Annotated in this window: 10 protein-coding genes and 1 tRNA gene; 7 read left to right on the top strand and 4 right to left on the bottom strand. The window is 73.4% G+C overall.

Going from position 1 to position 12,857, the window contains the following annotated elements; translation table 11 throughout:
* Position 1 precedes the first annotated feature (1 nt).
* Both RF647_RS01765 and RF647_RS01760 read left to right on the top strand, forming a co-directional pair.
* Positions 2-988: an aldo/keto reductase gene (locus RF647_RS01765; protein WP_368810232.1), complete on the top strand. Its 987-nt coding sequence runs from the start codon at positions 2-4 to the stop codon at positions 986-988.
* 12 nt (positions 989-1,000) lie between these two features.
* Entirely contained in the window at positions 1,001-2,185 is a 1,185-nt protein-coding gene (locus RF647_RS01760) for an FAD-dependent oxidoreductase (protein WP_368810231.1), read from the top strand.
* Between the two features lie 83 nt (positions 2,186-2,268).
* Here RF647_RS01760 and RF647_RS01755 read toward each other — a convergent pair.
* Positions 2,269-2,344, bottom strand: a tRNA-Arg gene (locus tag RF647_RS01755).
* 299 nt (positions 2,345-2,643) lie between these two features.
* On the opposite strand from RF647_RS01755, the gene RF647_RS01750 reads away from it, so the two are divergent.
* The 3 genes from RF647_RS01750 (at position 2,644) to RF647_RS01740 (ending at position 6,425) form a co-directional block, all read left to right on the top strand.
* Positions 2,644-4,509 (top strand): phosphoenolpyruvate carboxykinase (GTP), encoded by a 1,866-nt coding sequence (locus RF647_RS01750; protein ID WP_133409065.1) that lies wholly within the window; start codon positions 2,644-2,646, stop codon positions 4,507-4,509.
* 178 nt (positions 4,510-4,687) lie between these two features.
* Positions 4,688-5,179: an Rrf2 family transcriptional regulator gene (locus RF647_RS01745; RefSeq protein WP_368810230.1), complete on the top strand. Its 492-nt coding sequence runs from the start codon at positions 4,688-4,690 to the stop codon at positions 5,177-5,179.
* A 58-nt stretch (positions 5,180-5,237) separates the two neighbouring features.
* Positions 5,238-6,425, top strand: coding sequence for a globin domain-containing protein (locus RF647_RS01740; RefSeq protein ID WP_368810229.1), 1,188 nt, complete (start codon positions 5,238-5,240; stop codon positions 6,423-6,425).
* A 70-nt stretch (positions 6,426-6,495) separates the two neighbouring features.
* Here RF647_RS01740 and RF647_RS01735 read toward each other — a convergent pair whose 3' ends face one another.
* Entirely contained in the window at positions 6,496-7,896 is a 1,401-nt protein-coding gene (locus RF647_RS01735; protein ID WP_368810228.1) for a phosphomannomutase/phosphoglucomutase, read from the bottom strand.
* 73 nt (positions 7,897-7,969) lie between these two features.
* Between RF647_RS01735 and manA the strand changes: the two genes are divergently transcribed.
* Positions 7,970-9,073, top strand: coding sequence for a mannose-6-phosphate isomerase, class I (gene manA, locus RF647_RS01730; RefSeq protein ID WP_368810227.1), 1,104 nt, complete (start codon positions 7,970-7,972; stop codon positions 9,071-9,073).
* 24 nt (positions 9,074-9,097) lie between these two features.
* Here manA and mdlC read toward each other — a convergent pair whose 3' ends face one another.
* Both mdlC and RF647_RS01720 read right to left on the bottom strand, forming a co-directional pair.
* A complete protein-coding gene (mdlC, locus tag RF647_RS01725; protein WP_368810226.1) occupies positions 9,098-10,699 on the bottom strand; it encodes a benzoylformate decarboxylase in 1,602 nt (533 codons plus the stop codon).
* Between the two features lie 94 nt (positions 10,700-10,793).
* Positions 10,794-11,744, bottom strand: coding sequence for a LysR family transcriptional regulator (locus RF647_RS01720; RefSeq protein ID WP_017833932.1), 951 nt, complete (start codon positions 11,742-11,744; stop codon positions 10,794-10,796).
* Positions 11,745-11,876: 132 nt separating this feature from the next.
* On the opposite strand from RF647_RS01720, the gene RF647_RS01715 reads away from it, so the two are divergent.
* The gene (locus RF647_RS01715) at positions 11,877-12,839 is read left to right on the top strand and encodes an ABC transporter substrate-binding protein (protein WP_368810225.1); all 963 of its coding nucleotides are present in this window, start codon (positions 11,877-11,879) and stop codon (positions 12,837-12,839) included.
* Positions 12,840-12,857 lie beyond the last annotated feature (18 nt).

Genomic DNA, 12,857 nt, shown 5'->3' with positions numbered 1-12,857 from the left:
GATGCGACAGATCGAATTCACCCCGTCCGGGGACCGCGTGGGCGCGATCGGGTTCGGGGCCATGGGCCTGAGCTGGGTCTACGACCGGCACGGGCTGACCGAGCGGCGCAAACACGAGGTGCTCGGGCTCGCGGTGGACCTCGGCATGAACGTGGTGGACACGGCGGTGCTCTACGGCGGGGGAGCCAACGAGGAGCTCGTCGGCGCCGCCCTCGCCCCGCGCCGGGACGAGGTGTTCCTCTGCTCCAAGACCGGGCTGCGCGCGGCCTCACTGGAGCCGCCCCGGACGGAGCGCTGCGGGCACCCGGACGAGGTGCGCCGCTCGATCGAGGACAGCCTGCGCCGGCTGCGCACCGACGTCGTGGACCTCTACTACCTGCACCGGGTGGACCCCGACGTGCCCCTCGAGGACACCTGGGGCGCGATGGGCGAGCTCGTGACCGCGGGCAAGGTGCGCCACCTGGGGCTCTCCGAGGTCAGCACGGAGCAGGCCGAGCGGGCGCACGCGATCCACCCGGTCGCGGCCGTCCAGTCGGAGTACTCCCTGTGGACCCGCAACCCCGAGGGGTCGGGCCCCACCGCCGACGGGGACCCCTCCGGGGACGTCATCGGGTGGTGCGCCGAGCGCGGGGCGGTGTTCGTCCCCTTCTCCCCGCTGGGCCGCGGCTACCTCTCCGGGGCCCTCGCGGGCCGGGAGTTCTCCGGCTCCGACTTCCGCTCGCGCAACCCCCGGTTCACGCCGGAGGCCATGGCCGCCAACGAGGACGCCGTGCTGGCGCCCCTCCGCGAGGTCGCCGGCCGGCACGGGACCTCGCCCGCGGCGGTCGCGATCGCCTGGACCACGGTGCGCGGCGAGCACGTGCTGCCGATCCCCGGCACCACCGACCCCGGCCACCTGCGGGAGGACGCGGCGGCCGCGGACCTGCGCCTGACGGCCGAGGACCTGACCCTGCTGGACGGCGTGGCAGCCGTCGGCGACCGGTACTGAGCGGCGCGGGCCGTGCGTGCGGTCGTCTGCGGGGCGGGCATCGCGGGACTGGCCCTGGCCGGGTGCCTGGGGCGGCGGGGCTGGGACGTGGTGGTCCTGGAGCGGGCGCCGCGCCCGCGGGAGCAGGGCTACATGATGGACTTTTTCGGCCCCGGCTGGGACGCCGCCGAGGCGATGGGCGTGCTGCCGGCGGTCCTGGAGCTCGGCTACCGGGTCGAGCGGCTCAGCTACGTGGACGACCGCGGCCGCGACCGGGCCGGGCTGCCGTTCGCCCGGTTCGCCCACGCCCTCGACGGGCACCTGGTCAGCGTGATGCGCCCCGACCTCGAGCGGGTGCTGCGCAAGCACGGCCGGGGCGTCGCGGAGCTCCGCTACGGCCGGCGCGTCGTCGGGGTCCGGCAGCGGCCCGGCGGGGCGGGCGCGGTGCTCGACGACGGCACGGTGCTCGACGCCGACCTGGTGGTCGGCGCCGACGGGGTGCACTCGGCCGTGCGGCGCTCCGCGTTCGGTCCCGAGGAGCGCTTCCGCCGCTGGCTGGGCCTGCACACGGCGGCGTTCGTGGTCGACGACCCGGAGGCGTACCGGCAGGTCGGCGATCGCTTCTGCCTCACGGACAGCATCGACCGGGCGATGGGGTTCTACGGGCTGCGCGACGGGCGCCTGGCCGTGTTCGCCGTGCACCGGGCCGCCGCGCCGTCCCTGCCGGCCGACCCCCGGGACACCCTGCGCGCCGTCCACGGCTCGCTGGGCTGGATCGTGCCCCGCGTCCTGGCGGCCTGTCCCGGCGGGGACCGGCTCTACTACGACCAGGTGGTGCAGATCGAGCTGCCGCGGTGGAGCAGCGGCCGGGTCGTGCTGCTCGGGGACTCGGGCCAGGCGGTGTCCCTGCTGGGCGGCCAGGGCGCCTCGCTGGGGATCGCCGGGGCGTGGCTGCTCGCCGAGCGGCTCGACCGCGCCGGGTCGGTCGAGGAGGCGCTGACGGGCTGGGAGCGGGTCTGGCGGCCGGTCGTGGAGGCGAAGCAGCGCGTCGCCCGCGGCGGGGCGCAGTGGTTCCTGCCGTCCTCCCGCGCCCGCCGGCAGGCGCGGCGCCTGGCGCTGCGCCTGGCCGCCCTCCCGGGGCTCGACACCGTGGTGACCCGCGGCCTCGTGGGCCGGGCCGGGGGAGACGTCCGGGCGCTCGCCGCGGCCCCGGCCTGAGCCGTCCGCGGCCCGGGTCGGAACGACCGGGCACGAAGAAGCCCCTCACCGGCGTCTCCGCTGGTGAGGGGCTCTTTCGTGGGTGGTGCGCCCGAAGGGATTCGAACCCCCAACCTTCTGATCCGTAGTCAGATGCTCTATCCGTTGAGCTACAGGCGCATCGGCGTCCCGGCGTCACCGCCGTTCAAACCGGACATTACTCTACATGCGGCCCCCGGCTGCGCAAAATCCGAGGGCGCCCCGCCCGACACCCGGCGCGACGGGCCGCGGCGCGCGTAACCCTGCTGGGGCGGCCGAGGCGGGGGCGATACGATGGACCCACATCACAGTAGAGACCGGCCGCCCACCTCCACGCCGCTCACTGTGGGCCCGGTGACACCGGGTCGAGTGTTCGACGACGAGCACCACCACGAGAGCCCCGGGCGGTCGGCGGACGGCCTCAACGAGGAGACATGTCAATGGCTGACAACCCCACTGCAACGACGGAGACCACCGGGCTGAACGAGGCTGTGAAGGACGCGCTGGACAGCGCGCCCACCACCCATGCGCACCTCCTCTCGTGGGTGCGGGAGATGGCGGAGCTGACCCAGCCGGACCGCATCCACTGGGTCGACGGCTCGGAGGCCGAGTGGACGCAGCTCACCGACGAGCTCGTGGACGCCGGCACCTTCGTCCGCCTGGACGAGGAGAAGTTCCCCAACTCCTTCGCCGCGTTCTCGGACCCGGACGACGTCGCCCGGGTCGAGGAGCGCACCTTCATCTGCACCAAGACCGAGAAGGGGGCGGGCCCCACCAACAACTGGGAGGACCCGGAGGTGATGCGCAGCTCCCTGCGCAAGAAGTTCCGCGGCGCCATGCGCGGGCGCACGATGTACGTCATCCCCTTCGTCATGGGCCACCTGGAGGCCTCGCGGCCGAGCTACGGGGTGGAGATCACCGACTCCGCCTACGTGGTGTGCTCCATGCGCATCATGGCGACCATCGGCACCCCGGTGCTGGAGAAGATGACCGAGCAGAACGGCTTCTTCGTCGAGTGCCTGCACTCGCTGGGCGCCCCGCTGGCCCCGGGCGAGCAGGACGTGCCCTGGCCCTGCAACCCCGCCAAGTACATCGTGCACTTCCCCGAGGACCGGGCCGTCTGGTCCTTCGGCTCCGGGTACGGGGGCAACGCCCTGCTCGGCAAGAAGTGCTACGCGCTGCGCATCGCCTCCGCCATCGCCCACGACGAGGGCTGGCTGGCCGAGCACATGCTCATCCTCAAGGTCACGAACCCCGAGGGCAGGAGCCGGTTCATCTCCGCGGCCTTCCCCTCGGCCTGCGGCAAGACCAACTTCGCGATGCTCGAGCCCACGCTCGAGGGCTGGAAGGCCGAGATGGTCGGCGACGACATCTCCTGGATCCGCTTCGGCAAGGACGGCCAGGCCCGGGTGACCAACCCGGAGGCGGGCCTGTTCGGCGTGGCCCCCGGCACGGGGTGGCCCACCAACCCCAACGCCATGCGCGCCATCGCCCGGGGCAGCACGATTTTCACCAACGTGGCGCTCACCGACGACGGCGGCGTCTGGTGGGAGGGCATGACGGAGGAGACGCCCGAGCACCTGACGGACTGGAAGGGCCGGGACTGGACCCCGGGGAGCGGCCGTCCCGCCGCGCACCCGAACTCGCGCTTCTGCACCCCCATCAAGCAGGCCGACATCCTCGCCCCCGAGTACGACGACCCGGAGGGCGTGCCGCTGTCCGCGATCGTCTTCGGCGGCCGCCGCAAGACCACCATCCCGCTCGTGTCCCAGTCCTTCGGCTGGGAGCACGGGGTGTTCCAGGGCGCCACGCTGTCCTCGGAGACCACCGCCGCCGCGAAGGGCGCCGTGGGCGTCGTCCGGCGCGACCCCATGGCCATGCTCCCGTTCATCGGCTACAACGCCAACGACTACCTCGAGCACTGGGTCGAGGTCGGCGAGCGCATCGGCGAGGACGACATGCCGAAGGTCTTCTACGTCAACTGGTTCCGCCGCACCCCGAGCGGCGGCTTCGCCTGGCCGGGCTTCGGCGAGAACTCCCGCGTGGTCAAGTGGATCTTCGACCGCCTCGAGGGCACGGCCGGCGGCAGGGAGACCCCGATCGGCATCGTGCCCACCAAGGAGGACCTCGACCTCACCGGCCTGGACGTCTCGGACGAGGAGCTCGAGGCCGCCCTCAAGGTCGACGTCGAGGAGTGGCGGGCCGAGCTGCCCAGCATCGACGAGTGGTTCCACCGGCTCGGACACGTGCCCGAGCCCATCCTCGAGCAGCGCGCCGGGCTGGAGGACCGCCTAAACCAGGCGTGATCCCCGTCCGGGGACGCTGCGGCGTCCCGGGGCCGGCGGTCGGACGAGGGGTCTCCCGTGCTGGGAGGCCCCTCGTCCGCGTCCGCCGCCCGCGTGGGACAATGGGGGCGCTCCCGCGGCAGGCCGGGACGCGCGAGGTCTCGGAAGGAGCCGCCATGAGCGACCGGAGGACCCCGCCGTGCGGCTGACCGCGTTCTCGGACATCGCCCTGCGCGTCCTGCTGCTGACAGGAGCCTTCCCCGAGGGGGAGAAGCTCACCACGCGCGCCATCGCCGAGGGCGTGGGCGCCCCCTACCACCACGTGACCAAGACCGTGGGCCGGCTGAGCGGGCTCGGGCTGCTGGCCTCGAGCCGCGGCCGCACCGGCGGGGTGTCGATCACCCCCGCCGGCCTGGACGCCACCGTGGGCTCGCTCCTGCGCGAGCTGGAGGCGGGCTCCGCGATGGTCGAGTGCGAGTCGGCCGGCGGCGACTGCCCGCTGGACCGCGGGTGCCGGCTGCGCCGCGCCCTCGCGGACGCGCGGGAGGCCTTCTACGGCGCGCTCGACGACGTGCGGGTGCGGGACCTCGTGAGCGAGCGGCAGGTGGGCCCGGTGCTGGTGTCCATCGGACTGCGCCCGCCCGAGCCGCCGGCGGCCACCGCGGGGGGCACGCCGCCGCCGATGACGTAATCAAGTATCTTAAATGCTACTTTTGAGGAGTCATCCACCGGCTCCCCAGGAGGCAACCGTGCTGTCCGACCAGTCCCGTCCCGTCATCGAGCAGACCATCGGCGTCGTCGCCGAGCGCATCCCGTTCATCACCCCCGAGTTCTACCGGTCCATGTTCGAGGCGCGCCCCGATCTGCTGGACGGCATGTTCAGCCGCTCCAACCAGAAGAACGGGACCCAGGCGCAGGCCCTCGCCGGCTCCATCGCGATGTTCGCCTCCTGGCTGCTGACCCACCCCGAGGGCTACCCGGATGAGCTGCTCTCCCGCGTGGCGCACAAGCATGCGTCCCTGGGCGTGCTGCCCCAGCACTACCCGATCGTCCACGAGCACCTCTTCGGCGCGATCGCCCGGGACCTCGGCGACGCCGCGACGCCCGAGGTCGTGGCCGCCTGGGACGAGGTGTACTGGCTGATGGCCGACGCCCTGATCAAGATCGAGGAAGGCTTCTGCGCGGGGCAGGCGAACAGCGTGGTCTTCGCCCCGTTCCGGGTCGCGGCCAAGGAGCAGACCGGGACCACCACCACGGCGATCACCCTCGAGCCCGCCGACGGCACCCCGATGACCCCCGCGGTGGCCGGCCAGTACGTGACCGTCGAGGTGCGGATGCCCGACGGCGTGGACCAGCCGCGGCAGTTCACGCTGGTCCCGGGGCCCGAGGGGACCCGCCGGATCGCCGTGCGCCTCGACGAGCGCGGCGAGGTCACCCCGGTGCTCTGCCACGACGTGCAGGTGGGCGACGTCCTGCGGGTCTCCAACCCCTACGGGGACGTGGTGCTCCCGGAGGGGGACGGGCCGCTCGTGCTCGCCTCCGCCGGCATCGGCGTGACCCCCGTGCTGGCGTTCCTGGACCGGCTCGTCCGCCAGGAGTCGCAGCGGCAGGTCCTCGTCCTGCACGCCGACCGCTCGGCGGAGGACTGGGCGCTGCGCGAGCTGCACGAGATGCTGGTCGCCGAGCTGCCCCACGCCCGCCTGGAGACCTGGATGGAGACCCCGGGGGACGGCGACCACGACGGGTTCATGGACCTCGGCGCGGTGCGGATCCCGGCCGACGCCCAGGTGGTGCTGTGCGGCCCGCTGCCCTTCATGCAGGCCGTCCGCTCCGCCGTGATCGCCCAGGGCGTCCCGGGGCGCAGCGTGGCCTACGAAATCCTGGGCCCGGACCAGTGGATGCTCCACGACGAGGCGCGCGAGACCGCCGCGGTCTGAGTGCCCGCAGCGCACGGGGCCCCGCCGGACGGCTCGTCCGGCGGGGCCCCGTTCGCTGCGTGCCGGGGTCTCAGGCGCGCACGATGTCCAGCACCCGGTCCCGGACCCGCTCCATCGTCGCCGGGTCCTTCGCCTCGACGTTGAGGCGCAGGAACGGCTCGGTGTTGGAGGGGCGCAGGTTGAACCACCAGCCCTCGTCCGGGCAGCTGAGCGTGGTGCCGTCCAGCTCCTCCACGCTCACGTCCCGTCCGGCCAGGGCGTCGACGACCCGCCGGACGGCACCGGCCTTGTCCTCCACCGTGGAGTTGATCTCACCGGACGCCGCGTACGGGTCGTACTGGTGCATCAGCTCGCTCAGCGGCCCGTCCTGCTCGCCCAGCGCGGCCAGGAGGTGCATCGCGGCGAGCATCCCGGTGTCCGCGTTGAAGAAGTCCTTGAAGTAGTAGTGCGCGGAGTGCTCGCCCCCGAACACGGCGCCCTCCTCGGCCATGACGGCCTTGATGAACGAGTGGCCCACCCGGGTCCGCACGGGGCGGCCGCCGCGGGCGGTGACCAGCTCGGGCACGGCGCGGGACGTGATGAGGTTGTGGATGATCACCGGGTTCTCCACGCCCTCCGCCCGGGCGCGCTCGATCTCCCGCTCGGCCACGAGCGCGGTGACGGCCGAGGGCGAGACGGCCCCGCCCTGCTCGTCGACCACGAAGCAGCGGTCGGCGTCGCCGTCGAACGCGATGCCCAGGTCCGCGCCGTGCTCGCGCACGGCCCGCTGGAGGTCCACGAGGTTCTCCGGCTCGAGCGGGTTGGCGGGGTGGTTGGGGAACGTGCCGTCCAGCTCGAAGTACAGGGGCACGACCTCCAGCGGCAGCGGCTGCAGCACGGCGTCGCCCAGCACCGCGGGAGTGGTCAGCCCCGCCATCCCGTTGCCGGCGTCGACCACCACCTTGAGCGGGCGGGTCCCGGACAGGTCCACCAGGGAGCGCAGGTACTCCGCGTAGCCGGTCAGCACGTCCCGCTCGGTGACCGTGCCGGAGACGGGGGCCTCCGGGACCGCTCCTTCGTCGAGGTAGCGCTGGGCGAGGTCGCGGATGTCGTAGAGGCCCGTCTCGGAGGAGACCGGGACGGCCCCGGCCTTCGACATCTTCATGCCGTTGTACTCGGCGGGGTTGTGGCTCGCCGTGAAGGTCACCCCGGCGGCGCCGAACGTCCCGGACGCGTAGTACAGCTCGTCGGTGGAGATCAGCCCGATCTTCACGACGTCCGCGCCGCGGCGGACCGCGCCCTCGGCGAAGGCGTCCACGAACTCCGGCGAGGAGGGGCGCATGTCGCCGCCCACCAGGACCGTCAGGCCGGCGAGGCCCAGGACGTCCACGAACGCGGCGCCGGTGGCCCGGACCGTCTCCGCGGTGATGGACTCGCCCACGATGCCGCGCACGTCGTAGGCCTTGAACGAAGCTGAGAGATCGATAGTCACAAGGGGTGATCTTAGGCCACGGGCGCTCCCGGGTGCCGCGGGGCGCGGGCGGTCCTGTGATTGGATGACGAGCATGGTCGAGATCCTCCGCATGCGCAATCCCGTCCAGCACTATGCGTGGGGCTCCCGCGAGGTGCTGGCCCGCCTCCAGGGCAGACCCGTGCCGAGCCCCGAGCCCGAGGCCGAGCTGTGGGTCGGCGCGCACCCCTCCGCACCCTCCGTCGTCGTCCGGGACGGCCGGGACGAGCCGCTGGAGGGCCTGCCGTTCCTGCTCAAGATCCTGGCCATCGACGCCCCGCTGTCCATCCAGGTCCACCCCTCGCCGGAGCAGGCCGAGGCGGGCTTCGAGCGTGAGCAGCGGGCGGGGATCCCGCTCGACGACCCGCAACGCAACTACAAGGACCGCTCCGCCAAGCCCGAGACCGTCGTGGCCCTCACCGACGTGGAGCTGCTCACGGGGGTGCAGCCGGCGGACCGGCTGCGCGCCACGGCCGCGCGCCTGGGGCTGGACTGGCTGCGCGACGCCGCCGCCGGCGGGCGCCTCGTGCTGCCGGCCGTGCTGACGCTCGACGACGACGCCGCCGCGGCCGCCGTGGCGGCGACCGTCGACGCGGCCCGCGCCGCGGGCCCGCAGGACCCGGTGGCCTCGCTGGTCCGCTACGTGCACGACCGCCACCCGGGCGACCGCGGGCTGCTGGTCGCGGTGTGCATGCACCACGTCCGCCTCACCCCGGGGCAGTCCCTGCACACCCCGGCCGGGCAGCTCCACGCGTACCTGTCCGGGACGGCGATCGAGGTGATGAGCTCCTCGGACAACGTCCTGCGCGCGGGGCTGACGGGCAAGCACGTGGACGTGGCCGAGCTGCTCGCGGTGCTGGCCGACGAGCAGGCGGCCCCGGAGGTCGTCGAGCCCGCCGCCGACGAGCACGGCCGCCGCCTCTACCCCCTGTGGGACGAGCGGCTGTCGCTGACCGCCCACGAGCTCGTGCCGGGACGGGCCGTGCCCGTCGGACTGCGGGGCACCACGGTCCTCCTGAGCACCGGGGACCGGGTGCGGGTGCGGGCCGCCGGCCGGGAGTGGGAGCTGGCCGGCGGGGAGTCGCTGCTGCACCGGGGCGGCCCCGGCACCGTCGAGCTGTCCGGCGACGCCAGGGTGTTCACGGTCTCCTGCCGCTGAGCCGCCCCCGGCGCGCGGTGCCGCTCAGGGGGTGGTCAGCTCCGTGCGGACCTCGATGAGCGTGGGGCCCTCGGCCGCGAGACCCTGCCGCACCAGGTCGGCGAGCTCCGCGGCCGTGCCCGCGGCCTGCGCGGGCACCCCGTAGCCCCGCGCGAGGCTCAGGAAGTCGATGCCCGGCACGTCCAGCCCCGGCACGTCCCCCGTGCCGAGCATGCCCGCGAACCAGCGCAGCGCGCCGTAGGTGCCGTTGTTGAGGATCACGAACACGACCGGGACCCGGTACTGCGCCGCGCTCCACAGGGCGGTGATCCCGTAGTTGGCCGACCCGTCGCCGACCACCCCGATGACGGGACGGTCCGGCCGGGCCAGCTTCACGCCGACCGCCGCGGGCAGCCCGAAGCCCAGGCCGCCGGAGGCCGGCCAGAAGTAGGAGCCGGGCTCCCGCAGGTCCATGTGCCTCCAGAAGTCCCCGTTGGTGGAGGTCGACTCCACCACGTAGGCGGTGTCCGCCGGCGCCGTCACGCGCAGCACCTCGAACACGGCGCCCGGGTGGAAGACGCCGTCCACGGGCTCGCGGGCGGGCGGCGGCACCGTCCACCCGACCGGGGCGGCCGGGCGCGCCCCGCCGCGCCGCTCGTGCAGGGCGGCCACCAGGGCCGCGGACGTCGCGGCGAGCCCGGCCACGAACGAGGTCCCGAACGGCGCCCGGGCGGCCTCGCCCGGGTCCTCCGTGACGTGCAGCAGCTGCGTGCCCTCGGCCAGGTACCGGGCGGGCTCGTACTGGTGGTAGCGGAAGACGGGGGCGCCGAGCACCAGGACCACGTCGTTCGCCTCGAGGGCGGCGTGCACGCCCCGCTCCGACGCGGGGAGGACCCCGCGGAACTGCGGGTGCCGGTTGGGGAAGGGCAGCCGGTAGGGGGAGGGCGCCACCCACACGTCGGCGCCGAGCAGCTCGGCGAGCTCGCGGCTGACCCCGTTCGCCGCCACGGCGTCCACCTCTGAGCCCAGCACCAGCGCGGGCCGGCGGGCTCCGGCCAGCAGACCGGCGATCTCCTGCACGTGCTCGGGGGCCGGGTGCAGGCCCTCGACCACCCGCCGGGGCAGCAGGTAGTCGTCGTTGTCGGCGGACTCCCGGTCCCAGTCGTCGTAGGGGACCGAGACGTAGGTGGGGCCGCGGGACCCGGTGCACGCCTCCCACAGGGCCTGGTCCAGCATGCGGGGGACGTCCTGCGCGGACAGCGGCTCGCCCGCCCACTTCGTCAGCGGGGAGGTCAGGTCCGGGGCCGCCACGTTGGCGAGCATGGGCTCCGCGCCGATCGTGGCGCGCACCTGCTGGCCGGCCGTGACCACGAGCGGGGTGTGCGAGCTGGCGGCGTTGGTTAGCGCGCCCATGGCGTTGCCCGTGCCGGAGGCCGAGTGCAGGTTCACGAGCGCCGGCCGGCCCGTGGCCTGCGCATAGCCGTCGGCCATGCCCACGACCACCCCCTCGTGCAGCCCCAGGACGTACCGGATGCCGGGGGGCAGGTCCCGCAGGAAGGGCAGCTCGTTGGAGCCCGGGTTGCCGAACACGGTGTCGAGTCCTCGGGCCTGCATCCAGCGGTGGGTCCTGGCACGGATGGTGGTCACGCTGCGCTCCAATCGGGACGCGGCACCGGTGTGCCGCCTCACCGCGAGAGTAGAAGGGGGCCGGGGGCACGGCCAGTCGATGTTTTCTATCCCCTCATAGACGGCGACGATGCCAGGGCCCGGGCCGCAGCGGCGCCGACGGGTCCGGCGAGACGGACTCCCGCAGCGTGTCCACGACCAGCCGCGCGAACCACTGCTGCGCGGGGCGCTGGTGGGCGGTCTCGCGGGTGTAGGCGGCCAGCTGCAGGACCGGCATCTCGACCGGGTGCGGGAAGACCCGGATCCCGGCCGCCTCCTGGAGCGTCTCGGCGAGGAACCGCGGCAGCACCGCGAGGCAGTCGGTGCGCTCCACCACGGAGACCAGGCCCGTGAAGTGGGACAGCCGCAGGGCCGTGCTGCCCGGGGCGCCCGCCCGCTCCGCCGCGACCTCGGCGAGGTCGTGACCCATCGACGGGGCGAGCCGGATCCGCGGCTCCTCCGCGAACTGCTCGAGCGTGAGCCGCTCCCGGACCCGCGGGTGGCCGCGGGCCGCGATCACCACGTACTCGTCGGTGCCGACGACGGTGCGGACGATGCCGGGTCCGCCGATGTACGGGGCGCAGATCGCGGCGTCCACCCGGTTGCGCAGCAGGTCCTCCGGGACGCGCTCCACGTCCAGGGGCAGCACGGTCAGCTCCACACCGGGCGCCTGCTCCCGCAGCGCCACCATGACGGACGGCAGGAACGCCAGCTCTCCGAGGTCGGTCAGCGCCAGGGTGAAGCGCTCGCGGGCGGTCTCCGGGTCGAACAGCCCGCCGGAGGAGACTGCCGCGGTCACCTGGGCGATCCCCGCCTTGACCTGCGGGAAGATGCTCCTCGCGAACGGCGTGGGGCTCAGGCCCCGGCCCTCCCGGACGAACAGCTGGTCGTTGCACTGCCGGCGCAGGTTCTTCAGGGCGTGGCTCACCGTGGGCTGGGTGAGGTGCAGCTCAGCGGCGGCCCCCGTGACGCTGCCCTGCTCGTAGACCGTGCAGAACACGCGCATCAGGTTCAGGTCCAGTTCCACGGCATCCCTCCTCGGTCAACGACTCATAGACGTCATGCATCGGTCCATCGACAACATGCACTGGTTTGTGAATGCTACGTCACTAGAGTGATCCCTATCACAACGGGCACCGGACGACACAGGGGAGGCACGATGCGGCGACCGCTCATCAGCTTGGGAGCAGCAGGATCCGTACTGGCGCTGGCCGCGTGCGGCGGCGGCGACGGCGGAGGCGGCACGGAGGCCGAGGGGGAGATGCAGGCCGTCACCGTCGGCGTCATCCCCATCGTCGACACCGCCGCCATCTGGCTGGGCGAGGAGCAGGGCTTCTTCGAGGAGGAGGGGATCGACCTCGACATCCAGACGACCAGCGGCGGCGCCGCCGCCGTGCCGGGCGTGGTTAGCGGGGACTTCGACTTCGCCTTCGGCAACACCCTCTCCGTCATGGTCGCCCAGGGCGAGGGGCTGGACCTCAAGTACGTCGCCAACGGCACCACGACCTCGGGCGACACCGAGCGGGACTTCGGCGCCGTGGTGGTGCCCGCCGACTCGGACATCCAGGGCCCCGAGGACTTGGCGGGCAGGACGGTGTCGGTGAACAACCTCAACAACATCGGCGACACGACGATCCGCCACGTCGTCGAGGAGGCCGGCGGGGACCCGCAGAGCATCGACTTCGTGGAGGTCGGCTTCCCGGACGCCCCGGCCGCGCTCGACCGCGGCCAGGTGGACGCGGCCTGGATCCTCGACCCGTTCCTCACCCAGGTCCTCGACGAGGGCGCCCGCGCGGTGTCCTACAACTTCGTGGAGTTCGACCCGGAGCTCGACATCGCCGGCTACTTCACGACCGCCCAGAAGCTCGAGGAGGACCCCGAGCTGGTGGAGAAGTTCCAGAACGCCATGAACCGCTCGCTCGAGTACGCGAACGAGAACCCCGACGCGGTCCGGGAGATCGTCGGGACCTACACGGAGATCAGCGACGAGCTGCGCGCCGAGATGGCCCTGCCGCGCTTCCGCACCGAGTTCGACCGCGAGGCGCTGCAGAAGCTGGGCGACGCCGCCGTGGAGTACGGGACCCTCGAGCAGGCCCCCGACCTCGACGCGCTGCTGCCGTAGCCGTCCGCGGACCCGGCA

Origin of the sequence: Kocuria sp. CPCC 205263 (assembly GCF_040981075.1) — a bacterium.
In the GTDB taxonomy this organism is placed as follows: Bacteria; Actinomycetota; Actinomycetes; order Actinomycetales; family Micrococcaceae; genus Kocuria; species Kocuria rosea.
Note: the sequence above shows the minus strand (reverse complement) of the source record. Positions and strands in the feature narration are given on the sequence as shown.

Bases quoted from the DNA above. Each gene is read 5' to 3' on its own strand.
- RF647_RS01765 (WP_368810232.1), top strand. From the start codon at position 2: ATGCGACAGATCGAATTCACCCCGTCCGGGGACCGCGTGGGCGCGATC.
- RF647_RS01750 (WP_133409065.1), top strand. From the start codon at position 2,644: ATGGCTGACAACCCCACTGCAACGACGGAGACCACCGGGCTGAACGAG.
- manA (WP_368810227.1), top strand. From the start codon at position 7,970: ATGGTCGAGATCCTCCGCATGCGCAATCCCGTCCAGCACTATGCGTGG.
- RF647_RS01715 (WP_368810225.1), top strand. From the start codon at position 11,877: ATGCGGCGACCGCTCATCAGCTTGGGAGCAGCAGGATCCGTACTGGCG.